We start from the raw sequence: 23,483 nt of genomic DNA on the forward strand, positions 1-23,483 counted from the left end.
GTTAATCTGCTATTTTTATCTATTTATACGTAAACACAACGCATAATTTTATCTTATCAATTCACCTTCAAACACTGTCACAGCCTCTCCGGTCATATAAACATGGTTATTACTCTCGCACCACTCAATTTCCAAATCTCCACCTAAAAGATGGATAACAACCTTACGATCTGTATAATTATTTAGGATAGAAGCTACTGCTGCTGCACAGGCTCCGGTTCCGCAAGCTAAGGTCTCTCCTGCCCCACGTTCCCAAACACGCATATTTAAAGTGTTACGATCTACCACTTCTATAAATTCGGTATTGGTTCTACGGGGAAAAATAGGATTATTTTCGAACTTAGGTCCTAAAACAGGCAAATCGAAATCTTTGATTCCTTCTGTAAAAATTACAGCATGAGGATTGCCCATCGAAACACACGATATTTTCCATGTTTTGCCATCTATTTCCAAAGGATAATTCAATACAGGCTGACCTGATACATTTACAGGGATAAGAACCGGGTCAAGTATCGGCTCACCCATATCTACCGTTATTCTTCGCGCCTTGGCATCTCCGTCCAGTAGAGTAATATATTTAACCCCGGCTTTGGTTTCGAGGGTAATTTCTTTTTTATCGGTTAATCCATTATCATAAACATATTTACCTATACAACGGCTGGCATTTCCACACATTTCGGCTTCCGATCCGTCAGAGTTGAACATCTGCATTCTGAAGTCGCAAGTATCAGACGGCAGTATCAGCACCAATCCATCCGATCCTATTCCAAAATTACGGTTGCTTAATTCAATAGCCAATTGTGTAGGATTTTCTATAGTAGTTGTAAAACCATTGACATATATATAATCGTTACCTGCTCCTTGCATCTTGGTAAACTTCAAATTTCTCATTTTCTACGGACGTTTTTGGCTTTTGTTTATTTTACAATACAAAAATGATACAAATTATTTAAACTTGCAAGATTTATTGTCTAAATTTTAGTTTTAAATATTAAAATAAATCATTTTGAAACATTAAAAATAAAATTGATAACAAATAGATATTTCGACGAGTCATCTGTTTTACTATTCAAAATAGATTGACATAAATATCTTTATCTACTGACAATATTCTACTGCATTTTAATAATTTCGCAACACAAAGATAACTGATAGTATTTATACAAGAAAAATAACATAATGCTAATTCAGCATTTCGTGTTTTTTTATTTGTAATAAAACCAAAAGGAGCAACTTTCGGCAGAAGCTACTCCTTTTATTATATTACTAAATATGCTGTACACGTTACTGCCTACCGGAGTTGATCCAGGTAAGTTTATGCCAAACTGATTCGAGGGGCCCTTGTTTATGTCTCGACAGCCACCATTTACAAAACAGTATCTGGATATATATCAACACAAGGCCTATAAGAAAACTTAGTGTTGCGCCACTGTATTTAGACAGGTTGAAACCTATAGGTTGGAATAAGAATGTACCGATAGCAGACTGAACCAGATAATTAGTCAGTGTCATTCGCCCGAAATAGCGAAGATTATTGGTCAACCGTACAAAAAAGTTCTTTTGATAAAGCAATACAAATGAGGCGACAATTACAAAGGTAAATGCAAGCTTCTGCCACATATCAAATACCACACCTAGTGTACCTCCAATAATCGGTGTTTGTTCTACCCGGGAATACATGATAGCTTTTAATTCCATTAGAGGGTTGTAAAGGAGAGCCGATACTACAAGGATATACACCCAGAAACGAATATTCTTTTCTGTCGCAACAAACAACTGTTTTCGACCTATCAGATAACCAATCATAAATAATCCGGCTATTTGCAGCAGACGGCCAACACTTAGTGTCCATGCAATATTTGCCATAATTCCGGTAGTCATACTCGCGTAGAAATATTCTTTCAGATCGCCGGTCGTTGCAACTCTATGCAATTCTCCATAAAGCTCCCCGACCCGATAGTCCGGCAAAGTGTATTCCGGATTAAACAAGCTGATTGCATAATGAATCCATTCCATTGGCTGAGCAAGCAGAATTATAGCTGTAATAAGAATCGCTTTGTTACTCCATTTCCTGACTACGAAAAGAAAAACACCAACTATTGCATATACAAACAAAATATCGCCTCCGGGATAAAGCAGGCAGTTTATCATTCCAAAGCCAAACAAAATAAGCATACGCCACAGAAAACGGTATCCGAAATCGTTACCTTTTACTTCCTGATTATGAAACTGAACATAAAACGTAAAACCAAATAAGAGGGCAAAAATAGAATAAGACTTACCTGCAAAAATGGAAAATACGAGGCGTGATACTATATCATCCAAACTATTGAGCCATTCTGGCTGACTCTCGGGTGGCGGAAAACTAAAAAAGCCGAACTCCTGAATGTGAACCAAAAAGATAGCTAAAATGGCAAAACCTCGTAGAGCATCTATCATCTCTATCCTTTGTGATGGGGGTGCTTGTGTATTCATGGTATTTATAGGGTTGTTGTTTTACAAAAATACTCTTTCAGTAATAGAATCAAACTAAAACAGAAAAAAATAATGTAAAATATACACTTCTTAATTCAATAAAAAAGAAAGACCACCTTTACTTGGTGATCTTTACCTTTATTTATTCATAAGCTTCGGCATGAACAGCTTTTACTGCCCGCCCCGAAGGATCTATTCTGTTCCTGAACGACTCATCCCATTCCAGAGCCACAGCACTACTACATGCCACTGACGGAACCGATGGTACTGTACTTGCAGCAGAGGCTGAAGGGAAATGCTCTTCAAACATAGTCCTATACCAGTATTCCTCTTTTGACATAGGCGGATTAATAGGGAAACGCTCGGCTGCACGTTCCATCTGTTTATCCGAGACTTTCTTTTCGGCCATTTCGCGCAGAGAGTCTATCCAATTATAGCCTACCCCATCCGAAAACTGTTCTTTTTGGCGCCAAGCCACACTTGCGGGCAGATAATCTTCGAAAGCCTGACGAAGTATATGCTTTTCTATCTTACCATTTCCGCACAACTTATCTAATGGATTCAACCGCATGGCAATATCCATAAATTCTTTATCCAAAAAAGGTACACGTCCTTCGACACCCCACGCCGAAAGCGTTTTATTGGCCCTGAGACAATCATATAAATGAAGTTTATCAAGCTTCCTTACAGTTTCATCATGCAAGGCTTTGGCGTTTGGTGCTTTATGGAAATACAGATATCCGCCGAAGATTTCGTCCGAACCTTCTCCCGATAATACCATCTTTACCCCCATCGATTTAATAAACCTAGCTAAAAGATACATGGGGGTGGATGCCCTAACTGTTGTTACATCATATGTCTCGATATGGTAGATCACATCACTCAGGGCATCTATAGCTTCTTCCACTGTAAAATTAAGCTCGTGATGAACTGTCCCGATATGTTCGGCTACCTTACGGGATGCAATCAAATCAGGAGAGTCTTTCAATCCGATAGCAAACGAGTGCAACTGAGGCCACCAAGCTTCGGTTTCATTATCATTTTCGATACGCCGGGCTGCAAATGTTTTGGCTACAGCCGATATTATAGACGAATCTAATCCTCCTGACAGCAAAACCCCATAAGGCACATCAGACATCAACTGGCGATGAACCGCATCTTCGAGCCCTTTTCTCAAGGCTGCAACATCAGTTACATTATCTTTAACAGAATCATAGTCCATCCAGTCTCTTTTGTACCAACATTTTATCTCGCCTTCGGTACTATCCAGATAATGTCCTGCCGGAAACTCTTTTATATTAGGGCATACACCTTCAAGGGCTTTCAGTTCACTGGCTACATACATTTGTCCGGCCTTGTCATACCCTATGTAAAGAGGAATAATCCCCATATGATCACGTCCAATTATATACCTGTTGTTTTCGGTATCAAACAATGCAAAAGCAAATATACCATTCAGCTCTTCGAACATATCAATACCCTTATCCTTATACAAGGGTAAAAGGACTTCGCAATCCGAATGTGACTGAAATTCGTATTTATCAGTGTATTTAGCTCTTATACTCCTGTGGTTATATATTTCGCCGTTGACGGCCAGTATTAACTTTTTGTCTTTACTGTACAAAGGCTGCCCTCCTGATGCAATATCAACTATAGACAAACGCTCGTGTGCCAATACAGCTTTATCTCCACAATATATCCCTGACCAATCAGGTCCGCGATGGCGAATTTTCTTTGCCATTTTTAAAACCTGTGAACGCAAGATTTCTAAATCTTGTGTTAATTCAAACACGCCGACAAATCCACACATATATAGGTGTATTTATATTTTTTTGATCTTAATTATGGCAAATATATATCTTTTTATTTCAAATTAGAACAGTTAACAGTCAATAAAGTTAAAAATAGGTCTATATTTAACACCAAACAACATAATAAAGAGTTATTTGAAAGCAAAATCAAAACAAAATATGAGTTTTTGACAGAAAAACTCAATTTAAAAAGTAAATATTTATATCTTTGCAAAAATGACTTACATTTTGATTAATTTTTATTCTGATTCGCTTATATTTATTTATCAACTAAAAGTAATATGCAAGACTTATCATTAGCACAGCAGCATGGATTATATGATTCGAGTTACGAACATGACGCTTGTGGTGTCGGTTTGGTGCTTCATCTGAAAGGAGCGAAGTCGCATGCCATTGTAGAAAATGGATTGCAGGTACTTGAAAATATGACCCACCGGGGAGCCGAAAGCGCGGACAACAAAACCGGAGACGGAGCAGGTATTATGTTACAAATACCTCACGAATTTATTCTCCTTCAGGGTATTCCTGTCCCCGAAAAAGGCAGATATGGAACCGGACTTATCTTTCTTCCAAAAGACGAGATCGAAGCTGAAATCTGTATGGTTGCGGTTTCTGACCTGATAGAGAAAGACGGTCTACACTTATTAGCGGTTAGGGAGGTTCCTGTCAATAGTGATATTCTTGGCGAAATTTCTAAATCTAACGAACCCTCTATCAAACAGATTTTTATTACCGGCGAAGGATTTTCGCAAGATCAGCTGGAGTTGAAGCTTTTTCTGCTTCGTAAGAAGATAGAGAAAATGATTCTCAATTCGACGCTCAAAGACAAACGCAACTCGTATGTCGTAAGTCTATCTACAAAACGGATTATTTACAAAGGGATGTTAACATCTTTACAGTTAAGACATTATTTTCCTGATTTGTTAAATCCACACTTTACAAGTGGCATTGCCTTGGTACACTCTCGTTTCAGTACCAATACTTTCCCTACGTGGGATCTGGCTCAGCCTTTCCGCCTTGTTGGGCATAATGGAGAGATCAATACGATCAGAGGTAACCGCCTATGGATGGAAGCCCGCGAAAGTGTTCTCAAGTCTGAAGCTTTGGGTAATGTAAAAGACATATGGCCTATAGTACAGACAGCAATGAGTGACAGTGCTTCATTTGATAATGTTCTCGAATTCCTTGTTATGTCGGGTAAATCATTACCACATGCTTTGGCTATGATGATTCCCGAATCGTGGAATTTCAAAAATCCGATATCATCCGACCTGAAAGCATTCTATGAATACCATAGTATATTTATGGAACCATGGGATGGTCCTGCAACTATATTATTTTCCGATGGACGTTATGCCGGAGGACTTTTAGATAGAAACGGACTACGTCCTGCCCGTTATCTCATTACTCACAATGATGTAATGGTAGTGGCATCCGAAACAGGTGTACTTCCGTTCGAACCTTCGGAAATCAAAGAACGTGGTCGTCTGAAACCCGGAAAAATGCTAATGATAGATACCGAAACCGGTTCTATACAATATGATACCGAACTGAAAGAAAACCTTGCAAAAGCATTTCCTTATCGCGAATGGTTGAACAAGAACCGTATATTATTAGACGATATCTCTTCGGGTAGAAGTATTAAATATACAGTCGATAATTATACCCAGTTATTACAATCGTTCGGTTATTACAAAGAAGATATAGAAAAACTGATCACCCCAATGGCGAAGGATGGAAAAGAACCTGTCGGCTCGATGGGTAACGATGCTCCTTTGGTTGCTTTATCCAATAAAAGGTATCGCTTGTTCAGTTATTTCCGTCAGTTGTTTGCACAGGTAACCAATCCGCCTATCGACCCGATACGCGAAGAACTGGTAATGTCATTGTCCGGTTATATAGGTTCATTACATAAAAATATACTAGAACCCCTACCCGAGCATTGTAAAATGGTGCGTCTGACACATCCAATAATAACAAACAGAGAGTTAGACCTTCTTTTGCATCTTGAATATAAAGGATTCAAAGCTACAAGTCTACCTATGTTGTTCGATCCTAAAAAAGGATCACAAGGACTCGAAAAAGCAATCGATGACCTTTGCCTGCAAGCAGAAAAAGCAGTAGACAGCGGTAGTAACTATATTATAATATCGGACAGAGGCGTAGACGAAAATCATGTTGCAATACCATCTCTGCTGGCAGTATCTGCTGTTCATCATTATTTGATAGACAGACGCAAACGCATGCAGATAGATATAGTCGTAGAATCGGCCGAGCCCCGTGAGGTTATGCATTTCGCTCTTCTGTTTGGATATGGAGCTAATGCAGTCAACCCTTATCTGGCTTTTGCGGTGTTAGATGATCTGGTGAAAACCGGAACTATCCAGCTCGACTTCCATACTGCCGAAAAGAATTATATCAAATCGATTGACAAAGGTTTGTTAAAGACCCTTTCTAAAATGGGAATCTCAACACTGAAGAGTTATCTGGGAGCCCAGCTATTTGAAGCAGTAGGTATTAACACATCAGTTATCAACAAGTACTTTAGAGGAACGACTTCTAAAATCGAAGGAGCAGACCTGTCAGATATTGCTGCCGATACTATAGCAGCACATACAGATACATATACTGAGGATGAAATTGATACATCGCTTATCAATCTGGGAGTATATTCTTGGAGACGTACAGGAGAAGACCATGCGTGGAATCCCGAAACTATCATGAAATTGCAGATGGCTACCCGTTTGGGCAGTTATAAGAAATTCAGGGAATATACAGAAAGCATAGACAAAAAATCAGATAAAATATTTTTACGTGATTTTCTCGATTTCGATCCGGCCAAAAAGCCTGTTGATATTTCCGAAGTCGAACCGGCATCAGCCATAACCAAACGGTTTGTTACCGGAGCGATGTCTTTCGGATCTATCAGCCGTGAAGCTCACGAAGCAATGGCTGTAGCAATGAATGCTATCGGCGGTAAAAGCAATACCGGCGAAGGCGGCGAGTTGGCCGAACGTTTTGCAACCAATGCCCGTTCAGCGATTAAACAGGTAGCATCGGGTCGTTTCGGTGTGACAACCGAATATCTGGTAAATGCTGACGAAATTCAAATCAAAATAGCGCAAGGTGCAAAACCGGGCGAAGGAGGACAACTTCCCGGATTCAAAGTTGATAAAGTTATTGCTCAAACCCGGCATTCTATCCCTGGCATTTCATTAATATCCCCACCTCCGCACCACGATATTTATTCAATCGAAGACTTGGCTCAACTGATATTCGACTTGAAGAATGTCAATCCCAGAGCCATTGTCAGTGTGAAGCTTGTATCGGAAAGCGGAGTCGGAACCATTGCCGCCGGAGTTGCCAAAGCCAAAGCCGACCTGATACTTATCAGTGGATGCGAAGGTGGTACAGGAGCCAGCCCATTGAGTTCTATTAAGTACGGAGGTTTACCTCTCGAAATAGGATTGTCAGAAGTACAACAAACCCTCGTGTTAAATAACCTGAGAGGACAAATACGCCTACAAACCGATGGACAATTGAAAACAGGACACGATATAATCGTGGCAGCTATGCTTGGGGCCGAAGAGTTTGGTTTCGCAACTAGTGCACTGATTGTTCTGGGTTGTATAATGATGCGCAAATGCCATTTAAATACTTGTCCTGTAGGAGTTGCCACACAAAGTGAAGAACTGAGAAAGAAATTCTTGGGGCGGAGTGAATATCTGATTAATTACTTTAATTTTTTGGCAGAAGAAGTTCGCGAGCACCTCGCTGCCTTAGGCTTTACTTCGCTGGATCAGGTAGTAGGACGTTCCGATTTGCTGAAATTTGTGAAAGACAAATCAACAAGTAAACTAAGTAAAATAGACTTGTCTCGTATTATCTATCATCCTTCCGAAGCAAAAGTAAATGCGGTTAAACATATTAAAGAACAAGACCATAAACTGGATGAAGTAATAGATATGGAACTGATCAAAACTTCGCGTCCGGCTATCGAAAAATGTATGCCTGTAGAGTTATCACGACCTATCAAAAATACAGATCGAGCCGTAGGAGCTATGCTTTCGGGCGAAATTGCCCTAAAATATGGCAACGCAGGCTTACCATCCGATACAATACGGTGTGCTTTTAAAGGTTCGGCAGGACAAAGTTTCGGTGCATTCCTTTCACATGGTGTAACATTCAGGCTCGAAGGTGATGCTAATGACTATGTAGGAAAAGGGCTTTCGGGCGGAAAATTGATTATAGTTCCCCCCACTACAAGTACTTATAAGCCAGAGGAGAATATCATAGCCGGAAATACCCTTCTATATGGAGCAACAGGCGGTGAAGTGTATATAAGCGGACAGGTAGGCGAACGTTTCTGCGTGCGGAACAGCGGAGCAATAGCCGTTGTTGAAGGTGCAGGCGATCACTGTTGCGAATATATGACAGGCGGACGTACTGTAGTGCTGGGTCGTACAGGCCGCAATTTTGCGGCGGGAATGAGTGGTGGCGTAGCTTATGTATATAATGTAGACGGAGACTTTGATTTCTTCTGTAATATGGAAATGGTAGAGCTTTCTTTGATTGAAGACAGTGCCGACAACAAAGAACTTCGCCAACTGATTACTAATCACTACGAATATACCAAAAGCCCACAGGCTAAACGTATTCTCGACAATTGGGGTGAAGAAGTGAATAAATTCATCAAGGTAATGCCTATCGAATACAAAAAAGTATTGCAGGAAGAAAAGATGGAAGCATTGAAAAAGAAAATCGCCAATGTCGAATTCGACTATTAAAAGGTCACAGACCTTATTTGTATATCAATTTAGAAAATAGAATAGAAAATATATACTGTAAATCAAATGGGAAATCCAAAAGCATTTTTAACAGTAAAAAGAAAGGAAGCCGGATATCGTCCGGTACAGGAGCGGATCTTAGATTTTGGAGAAGTTGAACAAACGCTGAATTCCGAAGACCGCCAGTTACAGGCTTCCAGATGTATGGATTGTGGTATCCCTTTCTGTCAATGGGGATGTCCCTTAGGAAACAAGATGCCCGAATGGCAAGATTATATCTATAAAGGGAACTGGCGGTTAGCAGCTGAAGTTTTACTTCAAACGAATGATTTTCCTGAATTTACAGGACGTATATGTCCTGCACCTTGCGAAAAAACATGCGTATTGTCATTGCATAAATCTCCGGTGACTATTCGTGAGAATGAAGCTTCGGCTCTCGAGCATGCATTTCAGGAGGGATATATCAAGCCTCGCATACCTAAAGTACGTACAGGAAAGAAGGTGGCTGTTATCGGCTCAGGTCCTTCGGGACTGGCTGTTGCCAATCAGTTGAATCAAAAAGGGCATACCGTAACTGTCTATGAAAAAAGCAGCCGCCCCGGAGGATTGCTTCGGTTTGGTATTCCTGATTTCAAACTGAATAAAAATATAGTTGACCGTCGCATTGACCTCATGGAAGCCGAAGGTGTCAAATTCGTAAACAATACCGAAGTAGGAATAGATGTAAGGGGCAAAGACCTGATGAAAGAATATGATGCTATCTGCCTTGCTATCGGCTCGCAAGTACCACGCGATATACCAGTTCCGGGACGTGAACTGAAAGGTGTATACTTTGCTATGGAATATCTTACAATGAAAAACAAACTGGTTGCAAGAGATAAAGTTCCGGCAGAGCAAATCATAGATACTAAAGGCAAAAATGTTTTGGTTATAGGTGGTGGCGACACAGGCTCGGACTGTATCGGTACTGCAAACCGTCAGCAGGCAGCTAACATTCTTCAAATAGAAATCATGCCCAAACCTCCGAAACTGGACGATTTGGAAAACGTATGGCCTACCCCATTCCCCGGAGTATTGAAAACAAGCTCGTCGCATCTCGAAGGTTGTGAACGCCGCTGGTCACTGAATACCAAACGCTTTATCGGCGAAAACGGTGTTTTAACCGGAGTCGAGCTGGTTGAAATAGCTTGGGAAAAAGACGAAAACGGACGTATGGTTATGAAAGAAGTAGGAAAACCCGAAATTCTGAAAATCGATTATGCCTTCTTAGCCCTAGGGTTTGTTCATCCTATACAAGACGGTTTACTGGAAGAATTAGGAATCAAGGTGGATGATGTTCGCAAAAATGTAGCTACCGATACCAACAGAGCGACTAATGTAGCAAAAGTATTCGGTGCAGGCGATTGTGTTAGCGGACAATCATTAGTAGTAACCAGCATAGCCTCGGGACGGAAGACCGCTAAGCATATTGATGATTTTTTGAGAAAATAATTGCTGTTGATTTATAAAATAAAAGTCTGAACAAAAAGCCGAAATCAGCCAAACGAGGACAACCGACTGATAATGTGCAGGAAATGCTCTTTGTTTGGCTTTTCTTCTGGACGGCAAAAGCCACCGATAGACAAAGTTGGGTTACCACATCATTACCAACGGTAAAAATGCAAATCAGCTATAAGTCGCTAATTGTCTGCTTCTTGCGTTAAGTCGCGTAACCTCTTGTAACTCAAAGTAAACTAATTTTGTAATCTGTAAACTTTGAGTAAGATAAGAAGTACCTTTAAAATTTTGTTCTATCTCAAAAAGAACAACCTCAAACCCAACGGAACAGTTCCCGTAATGGGAAGAATCACGATTGACGGAACAATCAGCCAGTTCAGTTGTAAGATGTATGTACCGCCCAACCTTTGGGATACCAAAGCCGGAAGGCTGACAAGTAAAAGTACATTAGCGGTAAAAACTGACCTCGCTTTGGATAAAATCCGTGTCAATATAAACCGCCACTATCAGGAATTTTCCCGCAAAGTAGGGTACAACAGGGCACAGGCTACTTATAATAAATACAACCTTTTGTATAAGCATATGGAAAGCTATATTAAGCAGGAATACAAACGGGATGATATTTTCCTGAAAGAGTTTTCCCTGTACCGAGTAATAGCAGTTGTAATAATATCCTGAAAAAGATAGCCAAGCAGTGCGGGATTAAAACACGGCTCTCGTACCATGTCGCAAGACATACTTTGCCACCTTATTAACTATCTCACAGGGAATTCCGATAGAAACTGTTAGTCGTATATTAGGACATACCAACACCCGAACAACACAGATTTATGCCAAGATAACAAAAGAAAAAATCTCGCAGGACATGGAAATCCTTTCTCATAAATTGGAAGGATTAGAAAAACAAATAATCGAAAAAGTATGAAACTAATAGGTTTTCTATTTATTAAATTGATTCATTTTTACACTATTTGATTTGATATATGGAGTTATCTTTGCAAAACAATAAGTATATTAAAATGATACGATTACAAAATATAAACCTAACTTCTCCTGAAGCAATACAGAGATTAGCTAATAATCACGCAATCGCTGTAAACCTACGGGATGCGTTTCCATATCCTTATACGATTGAGGATGCTATTACATTTCTCGGTTTAGCCGAAAATGGTGTATTAGGGCATGTTTTCGGAATATATGAGGACAATACATTTGTCGGTTGTGGTAGTTTAATACCACAACATGACGTATATCGTATTAATGCAGAGATAGGATATTGGATTGGAGAACCCTATTGGGGGAAAGGCTATTATTAAATTTTGCTTTTGAAGCACTTAACTTATTGAGGGTTTATGCAAATATTTACGAGTATAATATAGGTTCAATGAAAGTGTTAGAAAAAGTGGGTTTTGAAAAAGAGGCTGTTATTAAATCCTCAGTAATAAAAGAGGGGAAAATAATTGATGAACATTTATACAGTATTAGAAAGACATGAAAAAAGATATAGGTGAACATATTATCAGCAAATTGGATTTACCGGATATAGTTAAGATACTATCCGATGAATTAAGTGGGTCGGAACTGAACACTATTTTATTGGAGGTTTTTAACAGGCGTGTTAGGCAAGAAACTCCATCCTCCTTGCTCAACAAATATGAGGAGAACAAACTTGTTAAGCCCGCTCCGATAGATGTTTTAGAGAGCAAAGAAGACGAATTGCGTGCCTATAAATTAATAGCAGACAAAGGATTTGAGCCCATAGAGCTTTCCCCAGTTGCACAGTTGGGGACAAGTAGTGTTATGGCTACCGTTGACCAAAAGAAAGTCCTCACCGCCTTGAGAAATACAGAGGTACAAGCTGATCCAACCAATGCGATAGCACTGCATTATGCCTCTTTAAAGAAAAAAGGGGAATTGGATAACAAAATCCACAATTACAGCAATATTTCACGGGTAATAAGAACACAGGTGTTTGATAATCCTAATTTCACTCCTCATTTCATTATTCTTGCCTTAATTTCATGCGGTAGAGATACCGGCAGTTTCAACTTTGAAAAGGAGGAACTATTAAAACATTTGACTACATCGTATGAAATATGTAAGAGTTATGGTGTGGAACAAATATGGTATGAGATTATTCCGTGCAAGGGGTATGACAAACAAAGCACGCTTATAACTGAATCGGTATCATACGTTCAGCAAAAGAGTAGCAGCCTAAAGATTGTAATTGTCGAACCGCAACACGACAATAACTATTATTACGGCTTTAGAATAAAGCAACAAATAATGATAGGCAGCAATACTATTGAAATTGCTGACGGTGGATTGCTTGATTGGACACAACAGCTTTTAAACAATAAAAAAGAGAGAATGATGACTTTCGGGCTTGGTATTCAGATATTATATCAATTAACTAAATAAATAAACGAGGAATGGTAAAGGGTAAAGTCATATTTGAAGACGAAGGAAAAGTAGAGATTAAATATCCTTGTTTTGAATTGAAAGATATTGTTGAGTATTATTTTGAGATATATACACCGGATAACTCTATAAACCCATTCTCACTTATAGCTCTACCTAATGCCAATATTTCGATTTCAATTTATCTATCAGACAAAAGTCAGACATTTAAAGTTCACCAGAAATATGGTATATCTGATACATCGGGAGATAAAATATCCGGTAGTTTAACAGAAGCAATTACTGTAGTACATGCTCCCGGAACTCATGAGTTTTCTATCAAATTCAAACCGGGAGTATTATATTCTTCGTTATCTGAAGACATCCTGTCATTAGTGAACAACCACATGTCTCTACAAAAATTTCTCAAACAGGAGGTAATAAATGAACTAAAATCAAAAAAAACATTCAATGACCGGGTTCAGTTTGTAGAGTATTTGCTTTTAGATAATCTGGAAGCCTTTAGCTCTGACTTTAAGCTTAATATTGTGACAAAAGCAATTTATTATATCAATAATAATTGTGATTACAAATTAAACGCCGTAAGTAAGGAAGTTGGCGTATCAAATTCTACGCTCAATAGATATTTCAAAGAAGTATTAGGCATGTCGCCCAAACAATGTTTTAAAGCTTTACGCTTTAAAACTGCATTGAAGAACTATCGTACTAAAGGTAGTTATGATTTATACGACGAATTAGGATATACAGACTTTTCCCATTTTGTAAAAGAATCTAAGAATTTGGTAAACAAAACTCCATCAGAACTATAACAAATAGAAAAAGAAAGATAATAAAATCAATATTATAAAAGCCCACAGAATGATTGTATTCTGTGGGCTTTTATAATTCTTTATATTTATAGCCAGCTATAATATATATTAGTAACAATTCGTACCGAAGTTATCACGGCAGCTATATTGGGATACTGCTCTTTATACTTTTCGGTAAAGTCTTCTACTAAGTAGGCAGATACTGGTCCCGTACTTCTCAATTCGGGATACTTTCCATTAGCACTAAGAAGATAGTTGTGAGTCTGATTGTTAAAACTCATGACAAGCAGAGGATATTGTTGTATTGCTTTTTGTTCGAAAGTTCCATCATATAGTTTACTATCCTTCGAATCTTTTATTTCCAGTTTACCGGCATCTGTTGTCTGATAAAACAATTGTATAACTTTAATTTCTTGAGGTAATAACATCGCGTTCAATTCAGTGGTGATTTCTTCTTTTACATCATCACTAAAAGCACCTTCAATTACAATATTCTGTTCGGAGATGTGAAGTGTCCGGATGTATTCGGTAGCCTCTATTGGTATGTTTATAGACTGTCCACTTTCGTCAGTAATGATCAGCTTTGTGTTTCCTGTCTTATAAAGCGATATTATATATGTACCGCTATTGTCTGCATTAACACCGATAATACCAATATCTTCATTCTCTACTTTAGCAGTACATTTTCCGTCAGCTCCTTTGATACGGATATAATGTATACCTTTTATATCTAACGATAAGGATTGTTTACTCTCCCATTTATCATTGACTTTCTGCTCGATACTCAAACCTTTGTCATCATCACTACAAGATACAATAGAGAACAAGGAAAATAATAATACGCAAAAGGTTAGTGTTTGTTTTTTCATAAGGTCAAAATTTAGTTAAGTGTTTGTTTATATCGCTTAAAGATATTTATTTTTACTATCGTAAATACCTGTAAAAATCAAAAACTATGTGATTCTTTACAATTTTATGTTAATATTTTGTCTCTATTAACCCGTAACTATTTCTCACCTTCTCTTACGAGCCATATCTAACCGCAGGAAAATAAACAACAGAATAGTAAATCCCAATATAGAAGAGCCTCCATAACTAAAAAAAGGCAAAGGAATGCCAATAACCGGCAACAGGCCTATCACCATACCGATATTAATTGTAACATGAAATAAGAAAACGGAGGCAACCCCATATCCATATACTCTGGCGAAAGTGCTTTTCTGTCTTTCCGCTAAGTAAAAAAGCCTTAGTATCAGTATCGAAAATCCGATCAGAACGAGTACCGATCCCACAAAACCCTGCTCTTCGCCGACTGTACAGAAGATAAAATCGGTATCCTGCTCAGGTACATATTTTAGTTTGGTCTGGGTACCATTCAGAAATCCTTTTCCTAAGAAACCACCGGAGCCAATCGCTATTTTAGATTGGTTTACATTATATCCGGCTCCCATCAAATCGTCTTCCATTCCCAGAGATACTTTGATACGTATTTGCTGGTGAGGCTGCAACACATCGGAGAATACATAATTTATGGAACTAACATAGACAATACATCCTACAGCAAAAGCTGCAAATAATAAATATGTTTTATTCCATTCCCTTACTGCTAAAACTATGAGATATATGATAAGTATGGAAACTGCTATCACAGACATTAGTCCCCAGTTAACATCGACATCCAGAAAATCGAATAGATAACAGATACCACCAAAAACAGCCGCACCTCCAAGTATCAGCATAGCCGATTTGTAATCTTTCCTGAAATTAATTGCCAGAATCGCCGTAACTATAATCACAAACAAAACAGAAATACACTCACCTAAGGTAAGCATCCCCATATCAATTTCGGAATATTTCAGCCCGAATACAAATAGTACAACCGCACATAATCCTGTAAATAATACAATTCCGGGTAAGCCCTCGCGGTAAAGCACCAATATAAAAGCGGTATAAACCAACGCCGAACCTGTCTCTTGTTGCAACATAATCAATATCATGGGCAATATTATCATGGCACTAATGATCGTCAGGTTCTTAAATGTGAGCAATTTAAAATTGTAGCTATTTATAAATCGTGCCAATGCCAATGCAACGGCAAATTTAGCGAACTCGGCAGGTTGTAAACGTATTGAATCGGTAATAACGAGCCATGACCGGGATCCCTTTATATCAGGCGCAACAACAATAGTTACAGCAAGCAGAAGTATAAAGAAAGCATAAATCATGTATGCAAAAATATCATACAAACTGCTCTCCAGTTTTAGAAGGACAAAACCTGCAGAGAGACATATCCCCATCCAAACAAGCTGCATACCTGCGCGTCCATCGAAAAGGCTCGATTCACGTTCATAGTCAAAACTGGCTCCATATATACTAAGCCAGCCTCCTACAATTAGTAGCAGATATATGATCAGAATAATCCAATCTACACTCCCTGTTATATGGTCGTCTTCTTTTTTTAACATTACGTTATTTCCTTATTATCCTGTGGATTTTATTCTGTAATTTCCTGAGAGTTATCTTCCGAAGCAGTAGTTCCTTTCCGAGAAGACCAAACTGTCATCACATTAGGTAAAACAACAGCATTAGCCATATTTTCTTCGAGATATTTATCGGATGCCGGAATTTCACCTTTCAGGTACTTCGTCATCATTAGTTTAGCGATAGGCACAGCAAAACGTGCACCGAATCCGGCATTTTCAACCAATACGGCAATCGCTACTTTAGGGTTATCAACTGGCGCAAAGCCCATAAACCACGAGTGATCGCGTCCATGAGGGTTCTCTGCTGTTCCGGTTTTTCCGGCAACGGCTATATCAGGTATCGCTGCTCCATGACAAGTACCACCTGTTACAGCTCTAGCCATACCTTCGACAATAGGCAAATAGTTTTCTGTCGAAACCTTTGTAAATCTTTTCTCTGTAAACTCCTTATTCAAAGTCTGGTCCTGTATCTGACGAACAACATGTGGTGTTAAGAAATAGCCTCTGTTGGCAATAGTAGCACCCAGATTAGCTATTTGCAAAGGAGTAGATAATACTTCGCCCTGCCCGATTGCAATGGAAATTACATTCTGAGCATACCATTTATCTGTTCTGAATGCCTTTGAATAGAATTGGCTGTTAGGTATAAAGCCTCTTTTTTCTGAAGGTAAATCTACGCCCAATTTATATCCGAATCCCATTGATACCTGATAGTCTTTCCATATATCAAAAGCCTGGCTTATGTTAGCATACTTTTTACGGTTGCTAAGCATAGCATTCAGTCCGTAACAAAAATAAGAGTTACACGATGTTGCAATAGCCGGAGATAGTGGTAAGGGAGAAGCATGTCCGTGGCATTTAGGACGCCCTCCACCCGGAGGATAACCTCGTGCACATGAATACATGGTTTCGGGAGTAATAATACCTTCCTGCAAAAAGGTCATACCCTGTGTGGTCTTAAATGTAGACCCCGGAGGATACGTTCCCTGAATAGCCCTGTTGAAAAGAGGTTTAGATGGATTCTGTTCCAGCACTTTATAGTTGGAGCTGAAATCGCGTCCCAATAAAACCGACGGGTCGTATGTTGGAGCTGTTACCAAGCACAATACTTCACCGGTAGATGGCTCTATCATCGCAATAGCACCTATCTTATTCTGCATCAGGTATTCACCATATGCCTGTAAATCTATATCAAGTGATAGTTGAAGGTTTTTTCCCGAAACAGGAGCCTTATCATGCTTTCCTTCTTCATATTTCCCTTTGATACGGCCATGTGCGTCACGTAATAATATTTCTACGCCTTTTTCGCCGCGTAATATATTCTCATATGAGTTTTCGATTCCCGATTTTCCAGCATAGTCACCACGTGCATAGTACGGGTCTTCTTCTATAGTAGATTTCCCTACTTCGGCAACATAGCCCAGAACATGTGCAGCATTCACATAATTATACTGTCGCAAAGCCCTGTTCTGGATATAAAATCCGGGGAATTTGTATAATTTTTCCTGAAATAATCCATATTCACGCACATTCAACTGTGTCATGAATGTTTGTATCGTATAAGATGAATATCCGGGATTCAACCGACGGTCTTTTACATCAGCAAATCTTTTTAACAATTGCTCTTTGGTTAATCCCAGTATATTACAAAAATCAGTAGTATCGAACGGAGCTACTTCACGCGGAATATAGACTATATCGTACATTGGCTGATTATATACCAAAAGCTTATCATTGCGGTCTGAAATCGTGCCACGTGCAGGATATAATGTTTTTTTGAAGAATGCATTACTATCTGCCGAATCTTTATATTCGTGCTTTACTATCTGTAAATTAAATAGCTGACACACCAATGCTACCACAATAATCAATACTATGGCACAAATCGTATAAAATCTTTTTTCAGAACTCAGCTGATTTTGTTGTTTACTCATGCTTCTTCCTTTTTACAGAAAAACCCTCTATTGCATAAATCAGGATAGCTGTAAATAAAGTACTGGATAAGATACGTAATAATATAACTACCGGATTGAGATACGAAAAACAACTTAATGATATTAATGCTGCATGATGGATAAACACGCATACTATCGCATATTTTATAAATGATGCTCCTAAACTATTGAGGCTAGGAACAAAATTTTCGAAATCTTCTCTATCAAAAAACAACCTTTGTATCGGATAGCAAATAAAAGCAGTTAATGTTGTTGCCGCAGCATTTACCCCCAATGTATTGCAAAAAATATCGATAACCAATCCTAAAATAAAACCAAGGAATACGAGCAAATTGCGGTTGGTACCCAATGGCATTTTCAGGATAAAATAGATATACAGAAACGGGGTTGCAAATTTCAAAAACAATATATGATTGAGAACCAATACCTGTAAAAGTACCAGTACTACAAATAAAATAAGTTGCTTAAGCCAATTACTTGTCATTTTCAGAAATCTCTTTTTCTAGTTTTAACAACTCATCTCTATTCTCATTGTTGATTATCAAAATATCTTTCAGCGAACTGAAATCTGTCGACAACCGTATCTTTAGTGTAAGGAAATTATCGTCACTTTGTCCTTTCGAATCTTCAACAATACCCACCATAATACCTTCGGGGAAAATGCCCGAATATCCACTGGTAATAATTGTATCACCCTTTTCAAACCTTTCGAAACGGGGAAAACCTACCAGATTTGCATACCGGTAATCCTGTCCGTCCCAAGTCAAAGTACCGGGTGTATTCGAGCCTTTTACCTTACAACTCAATGCCGTTTTGGGATTTATAATTGGTTGAACAACCGAATAATTTTCAGATACAGCTCTTATAATACCAACAATACCCTGTTGCGAAATAATACCCATATCGGTACGCAGTCCATTGTTACTACCTTTATTAATGGTTATATAGTTTTCTATTTGTGCTATGCTGTTATTAATTACCCGTCCGACAATAAAATCATAATGTTTTGTTGATAGTGAGTCTTGCAGAACGGCTTCTGTTTTCAAACTATCCGTACTTAACTTGTGTATATAGTCTTCAAGATAAAGCACCCTGTTCTGTAATTCGGCATTCTTAACCAATAAGTCCTGGTTAGCTTCTTTCAATCCGAAATAAGACAGCACTTCTCCAGATACAGCATAAACTCTTCCAACAATTTCGTTCGAAGAGTTCAGGTATATGCTTCTTTGAAAAGAATTATAATTGAATATGAAATAAAAACAGACTATCTCGAGGAATACAAAAACAAACCACGCACTGTTTTTTATTAAAAAAGCAACTAAGTTACGCATGTATAAAAATCAGACCATTGCATTATGAAAAATGCCCTTCTTAAATATCTATATATCGACAACCGGATTGACTTACTGTCATCCGGCTGTCTCAACAGTATACAACCCCTTATCTCATCAAGAAGTTAAACTTCTCAATATTATTCAACGCAATACCGGTTCCTTTAGCAACAGCATGCAAAGGATCTTCGGCTACATAAAATGGAATACCGATCTTATCAGTAAAACGTTTGCTCAAGCCTCTTAACAAGGCACCTCCACCTGTCAGGTAGATTCCGTTCTTTACTATATCAGCATATAGCTCGGGAGGAGTTTGCTCCAAAGCGCTCAGGATAGCCGAATCCATTTTCGAAATAGACTTATCCAAACAGTGAGCCATTTCCTGATACGAAATAGGAATATCCATCGGTAAAGAAGTCATCCTGTTTGGTCCATGAACAATAAAATCTTCGGGTTCTTCGTTTTCCGCTAATTCAGTTAAAGCAGAACCTACTGCTATTTTGATTTGTTCGGCTGTACGTTCACCCACTTTGATATTGTGCTGGCGGCTCATGTATTCCTGTATATCTTCGGTAAGGTCGTCTCCTGCAATCTTAATCGACTTGTTAGATACGATACCTCCTAACGAAATCACAGCGATTTCGGTTGTACCACCACCTATATCAACGATCATGTTACCTTCGGGAGCTTCCACATCCAAGCCAATACCCAAAGCCGCAGCCATAGGCTCGTATATCATATATACATCACGTCCTCCTGCATGTTCGGCAGAGTCACGGATCGCACGGATCTCAACCTCTGTACTTCCGGAAGGAATACAGACTACGATTCTCAACGATGGCGAAAATAAACGATTTTTATTATTGATCATCTTTATCATACCCCGAATCATATGCTCGGCAGCAGTAAAGTCGGCAATAACGCCATCTCTTAGGGGGCGTATCGTACGTATATTTTCGTGAGTCTTACCGTGCATCTGGCGAGCCTTGTCACCAACGGCAATTACTTTGTCTGTTTTTCTTTCAAGAGCAACAACCGACGGCTCGTCTACAACGATCTTACCGTCTTTGATAATGATGGTGTTGGCAGTACCAAGGTCCATCGCTATTTCCTGAGTAAAGGAGAATAATCCCATATTCAATATTTTCTTTTAAAGGATTAAAAAATCAATGTTTGAAGTGACGAACACCTGTCATTACCATAGAGATATTGTGCTCGTTACAATATTCTACAGATAGGTCGTCTCTAACAGATCCACCCGGTTGTATTACTGCCGTAACACCTTCGTTTCCTGCTATTTCTACACAATCGGGGAAAGGGAAAAACGCATCCGATGCCATAACCGCGCCATGTAAGTCAAACCCGAAGGCATGAGCCTTGTCTATAGCCTGTCTTAAAGCATCTACCCTTGAAGTTTGTCCGGTACCTGACGCTAATAGCTGATTGTTCTTTACCAGAATAATCGCATTAGACTTTGTATGTTTTACTAACTTGTTTGCAAAAAGCAAATCAGTTAATTCACTACCTTGCAGTTGCCGATTAGTCGCTAATTTCAGATCCGATTCTGTTTGGATACTCAAATCTTTATCTTGAACCAAAACACCATTCAACAGAGAACGGAATTGCTTGGTTTCGGTTAGTTCTTTCTTCTGTACTAAGATAATACGATTTTTCTTCTGTTCCAAAATTTCCAGAGCATCGGCATCATAAGCCGGAGCAATGATAATTTCGAAGAAGATTGTATTTATCTCTTCGGCTGCAGCTTTGTCTATTTTTCTGTTTGTTACGATTATACCACCGTAAGCCGAAACAGGGTCTGCCGCTAAAGCATCTTTCCATGCATCCAAAACAGTACTTCTGGTCGCAATACCACAAGCATTATTATGTTTCAGTATAGCTAATGTAGGTTCTCTGAATTCGCCGATTAGAGAAACAGCTGCATCTACATCCAGCAAATTATTGTATGAAATTTCACGTCCGTGCAATTGTTCGAACAATGCATCGAAATCTCCATAGTATGCACCCTTCTGATGTGGGTTTTCACCATAACGCAAAGATTTCAAGTTATCTTCTGTTTTGCGGAAAGCCGACTTTTCTTCACCATCCATATAAGTGAATATTGCAGAGTCATATGCCGACGATACAGCAAATGCTTCCTTTGCAAACCATTTACGGTCTTCTATATTGGATACACCTTCTTTTTCATCCAATAATTGGGCTAATGCCGGATATTGTTTTTTTGAAGGTACTATCACTACATCATTAAAGTTTTTGGCTGCGGCTCTTATCAGAGATATTCCACCAATGTCTATCTTTTCGATAATATCTTCGTCTGAAGCTCCCGAAGCTACAGTTTCTTCAAATGGATAAAGGTCTACAATAACCAGATCTATATCCAGAATATTATAGGCTTTTTTAGTTTTTACATCTTCCTGTAAATCACGTCTGTTCAGAATACCTCCGAATATTTTCGGGTGTAATGTTTTTACACGTCCTCCGAATATGGAAGGATATTCAGTCAGTGCTTCCACGGCGGTACATTCGAACCCTAAAGACTCTATAAATTCGCGGGTTCCTCCGGTTGAGACAAACTGAACACCGAGACTATTCAATTTTTTAAGAATTTCATCCAATCCATCCTTATGAAAGACAGAGACTAAAGCAGTTTTGATTTTTCTAGAAGAAGGCATAATAAGTTACAGAAAGTATATTAATTGTATTTTTTATTTAGTTATCTACAAAGTGATGCATTTCATATAGCAACTAACTAAGTATAAACCTTATATAATTGTATAGCTTTTACGGCTCACAAAGGTATAAAATCTATTTATATAGTGGGTTTTATTAACTAAAGATTTTTTTGATTTTTAGGGTTGTTTATGAAATAAAATGCTCTTACAGTATATTCTACTGCAAGAGCCATTTTTATGACGTAGAGTTTTTCTCTTAAAAGTCTTTCACTTCCCAACCTAATGCACTGGCACCTAGTACTGCTGCATCGCTTTCTTTCAATTCGGACATCAACAGTTTTACTTTGTTTCTGAATATCGGCAACATGCTTTCTTCCATATGGCGTTTTACCGGATTGAAAATCAAACTGCCGGCCTTAGTAAGGCCTCCGAACAGGATAATCGCCTCAGGACTTGAGAATGCAACAAAATCGGCAAACGCTTCTCCTAACAACTGACCTGTGTATTCGAATATTTCTTTAGCTAAAGCATCACCTTGCTGAGCAGCTTCTGCCACATCTTTAGAAGTTATGTCTTCTATATTGATATTACGAAGAATACTTTCATCTTTACGTGAAGCTAAAAACTCTTTAGCTGTACGGGCAACACCTGTAGCAGATGTATATGTTTCAAGACACCCTTTACGCCCACAACCACACAAGCGTCCGTTAGTACGGCGGATAGTAGTATGACCAAGCTCTCCGGCAAAACCATCGTGTCCATATACTAACTGACCGTTAACAACTATACCGCTACCGACACCGGTACCCAGTGTGATTACTATAAAATCTTTCATACCACGGGCTGCGCCATATGTCATCTCACCGATAGCAGCTGCATTGGCATCATTGGTAATGGCTACGGGCACTTTCAGGCGATCCGATAACATCTGAGCTAAAGGAATCAAGCCTTTCCATGGTAAGTTCGGTGCAAATTCGATACATCCTGTAAAAAAGTTTGCATTGGGTGCACCTACCCCGATACCTTTTATATTAGCGATACCACCAACTTGATCTATAACTTCCTGAACGGCCGCTGAAAGGGCTGTTACATATTCGTTTATTTCTTTATGTGCAGCTGTTTTAATAGAGCCCTGGGCTATAATGTGCCCTCTCTTATCAACTACACCAAAGACAGAATTAGTGCCGCCGATATCAATACCAATCGCATATGGTTTCTCCATGA

Annotated in this window: 16 protein-coding genes and 2 pseudogenes; 7 read left to right on the forward strand and 11 right to left on the reverse strand. The window is 38.8% G+C overall.

What is annotated here, in order from left to right:
- Positions 1-48 precede the first annotated feature (48 nt).
- The 3 genes from dapF to asnB all read right to left on the reverse strand — a co-directional run bounded on the left by dapF (position 49) and on the right by asnB (position 4,285).
- The gene (gene dapF, locus BUC12_RS08610; protein WP_062182482.1) at positions 49-891 is read right to left on the reverse strand and encodes a diaminopimelate epimerase; all 843 of its coding nucleotides are present in this window, start codon (positions 889-891) and stop codon (positions 49-51) included.
- Between the two features lie 393 nt (positions 892-1,284).
- Positions 1,285-2,475: a DUF418 domain-containing protein gene (locus BUC12_RS08615; RefSeq protein ID WP_062182479.1), complete on the reverse strand. Its 1,191-nt coding sequence runs from the start codon at positions 2,473-2,475 to the stop codon at positions 1,285-1,287.
- A 142-nt stretch (positions 2,476-2,617) separates the two neighbouring features.
- Complete coding sequence (gene asnB, locus BUC12_RS08620; RefSeq protein ID WP_062182476.1) at positions 2,618-4,285, reverse strand: asparagine synthase B; 1,668 nt, start codon at positions 4,283-4,285, stop codon at positions 2,618-2,620.
- 282 nt (positions 4,286-4,567) lie between these two features.
- Between asnB and gltB the strand changes: the two genes are divergently transcribed.
- The 7 genes and pseudogenes from gltB (at position 4,568) to BUC12_RS08655 (ending at position 13,800) form a co-directional block, all read left to right on the forward strand.
- Complete coding sequence (gene gltB / locus BUC12_RS08630; RefSeq protein WP_062182459.1) at positions 4,568-9,073, forward strand: glutamate synthase large subunit; 4,506 nt, start codon at positions 4,568-4,570, stop codon at positions 9,071-9,073.
- A 66-nt stretch (positions 9,074-9,139) separates the two neighbouring features.
- Positions 9,140-10,564 (forward strand): glutamate synthase subunit beta, encoded by a 1,425-nt coding sequence (locus BUC12_RS08635; RefSeq protein WP_062182456.1) that lies wholly within the window; start codon positions 9,140-9,142, stop codon positions 10,562-10,564.
- Positions 10,565-10,837: 273 nt separating this feature from the next.
- Positions 10,838-11,495 (forward strand): annotated as a pseudogene (locus tag BUC12_RS08640) (tyrosine-type recombinase/integrase).
- A gap of 94 nt (positions 11,496-11,589) precedes the next feature.
- Positions 11,590-11,924, forward strand: a pseudogene (locus BUC12_RS20335) (GNAT family N-acetyltransferase); the annotation flags it as partial.
- Complete coding sequence (locus BUC12_RS20445; protein WP_369402090.1) at positions 11,913-12,065, forward strand: GNAT family N-acetyltransferase; 153 nt, start codon at positions 11,913-11,915, stop codon at positions 12,063-12,065. The pseudogene BUC12_RS20335 and the gene BUC12_RS20445, both read left to right, overlap by 12 nt.
- Positions 12,062-12,991 (forward strand): hypothetical protein, encoded by a 930-nt coding sequence (locus tag BUC12_RS08650; RefSeq protein WP_062182447.1) that lies wholly within the window; start codon positions 12,062-12,064, stop codon positions 12,989-12,991. Before BUC12_RS20445 ends, BUC12_RS08650 begins: the two co-directional genes overlap by 4 nt.
- A gap of 11 nt (positions 12,992-13,002) precedes the next feature.
- A complete protein-coding gene (locus BUC12_RS08655) occupies positions 13,003-13,800 on the forward strand; it encodes an AraC family transcriptional regulator (protein ID WP_062182444.1) in 798 nt (265 codons plus the stop codon).
- 86 nt (positions 13,801-13,886) lie between these two features.
- On the opposite strand, the gene BUC12_RS08660 is transcribed toward BUC12_RS08655, so the two are convergent.
- From BUC12_RS08660 to BUC12_RS08695, 8 genes are all read right to left on the reverse strand, one after another.
- A complete protein-coding gene (locus BUC12_RS08660) occupies positions 13,887-14,669 on the reverse strand; it encodes a hypothetical protein (protein ID WP_062182441.1) in 783 nt (260 codons plus the stop codon).
- A 144-nt stretch (positions 14,670-14,813) separates the two neighbouring features.
- Positions 14,814-16,265 carry a rod shape-determining protein RodA gene (rodA, locus tag BUC12_RS08665; protein WP_062182437.1) on the reverse strand — a complete coding sequence of 484 codons (1,452 nt, stop codon included), beginning with the start codon at positions 16,263-16,265 and terminating at the stop codon, positions 14,814-14,816.
- Positions 16,266-16,294: 29 nt separating this feature from the next.
- Positions 16,295-18,217, reverse strand: a complete 1,923-nt coding sequence (gene mrdA / locus BUC12_RS08670) for a penicillin-binding protein 2 (protein WP_062182434.1) — start codon at positions 18,215-18,217, stop codon at positions 16,295-16,297.
- Positions 18,210-18,722 carry a rod shape-determining protein MreD gene (gene mreD / locus BUC12_RS08675; protein WP_062182431.1) on the reverse strand — a complete coding sequence of 171 codons (513 nt, stop codon included), beginning with the start codon at positions 18,720-18,722 and terminating at the stop codon, positions 18,210-18,212. Before mreD ends, mrdA begins: the two co-directional genes overlap by 8 nt.
- Complete coding sequence (mreC, locus tag BUC12_RS08680; protein ID WP_062182427.1) at positions 18,712-19,569, reverse strand: rod shape-determining protein MreC; 858 nt, start codon at positions 19,567-19,569, stop codon at positions 18,712-18,714. The genes mreD and mreC overlap by 11 nt, the downstream gene beginning before the upstream one ends.
- Before the next feature lie 109 nt (positions 19,570-19,678).
- Complete coding sequence (locus tag BUC12_RS08685; protein WP_062182424.1) at positions 19,679-20,704, reverse strand: rod shape-determining protein; 1,026 nt, start codon at positions 20,702-20,704, stop codon at positions 19,679-19,681.
- Positions 20,705-20,735: 31 nt separating this feature from the next.
- Entirely contained in the window at positions 20,736-22,259 is a 1,524-nt protein-coding gene (gene purH / locus BUC12_RS08690) for a bifunctional phosphoribosylaminoimidazolecarboxamide formyltransferase/IMP cyclohydrolase (RefSeq protein WP_062182422.1), read from the reverse strand.
- 256 nt (positions 22,260-22,515) lie between these two features.
- On the reverse strand, positions 22,516-23,481 hold the full coding sequence (locus BUC12_RS08695; RefSeq protein WP_062182419.1) for an ROK family protein: 966 nt from the start codon (positions 23,479-23,481) through the stop codon (positions 22,516-22,518).
- Positions 23,482-23,483: the final 2 nt, after the last annotated feature.

The organism is Indolivaga macrotermitis, from assembly GCF_900128985.1.
Taxonomy (GTDB): Bacteria; Bacteroidota; Bacteroidia; order Bacteroidales; family Dysgonomonadaceae; genus Dysgonomonas_A; species Dysgonomonas_A macrotermitis.

What these genes read in the sequence shown, in the direction of transcription:
- dapF (WP_062182482.1), bottom strand. Translation starts at nt 891, where the DNA reads ATGAGAAATTTGAAGTTTACCAAGATGCAAGGAGCAGGTAACGATTAT.
- BUC12_RS08615 (WP_062182479.1), bottom strand. Translation starts at nt 2,475, where the DNA reads ATGAATACACAAGCACCCCCATCACAAAGGATAGAGATGATAGATGCT.
- asnB (WP_062182476.1), bottom strand. Translation starts at nt 4,285, where the DNA reads ATGTGTGGATTTGTCGGCGTGTTTGAATTAACACAAGATTTAGAAATC.
- gltB (WP_062182459.1), top strand. Translation starts at nt 4,568, where the DNA reads ATGCAAGACTTATCATTAGCACAGCAGCATGGATTATATGATTCGAGT.
- BUC12_RS08635 (WP_062182456.1), top strand. Translation starts at nt 9,140, where the DNA reads ATGGGAAATCCAAAAGCATTTTTAACAGTAAAAAGAAAGGAAGCCGGA.
- BUC12_RS08650 (WP_062182447.1), top strand. Translation starts at nt 12,062, where the DNA reads ATGAAAAAAGATATAGGTGAACATATTATCAGCAAATTGGATTTACCG.
- BUC12_RS08655 (WP_062182444.1), top strand. Translation starts at nt 13,003, where the DNA reads ATGGTAAAGGGTAAAGTCATATTTGAAGACGAAGGAAAAGTAGAGATT.
- BUC12_RS08660 (WP_062182441.1), bottom strand. Translation starts at nt 14,669, where the DNA reads ATGAAAAAACAAACACTAACCTTTTGCGTATTATTATTTTCCTTGTTC.
- rodA (WP_062182437.1), bottom strand. Translation starts at nt 16,265, where the DNA reads ATGTTAAAAAAAGAAGACGACCATATAACAGGGAGTGTAGATTGGATT.
- mrdA (WP_062182434.1), bottom strand. Translation starts at nt 18,217, where the DNA reads ATGAGTAAACAACAAAATCAGCTGAGTTCTGAAAAAAGATTTTATACG.
- mreD (WP_062182431.1), bottom strand. Translation starts at nt 18,722, where the DNA reads ATGACAAGTAATTGGCTTAAGCAACTTATTTTATTTGTAGTACTGGTA.
- mreC (WP_062182427.1), bottom strand. Translation starts at nt 19,569, where the DNA reads ATGCGTAACTTAGTTGCTTTTTTAATAAAAAACAGTGCGTGGTTTGTT.
- BUC12_RS08685 (WP_062182424.1), bottom strand. Translation starts at nt 20,704, where the DNA reads ATGGGATTATTCTCCTTTACTCAGGAAATAGCGATGGACCTTGGTACT.
- purH (WP_062182422.1), bottom strand. Translation starts at nt 22,259, where the DNA reads ATGCCTTCTTCTAGAAAAATCAAAACTGCTTTAGTCTCTGTCTTTCAT.
- BUC12_RS08695 (WP_062182419.1), bottom strand. Translation starts at nt 23,481, where the DNA reads ATGGAGAAACCATATGCGATTGGTATTGATATCGGCGGCACTAATTCT.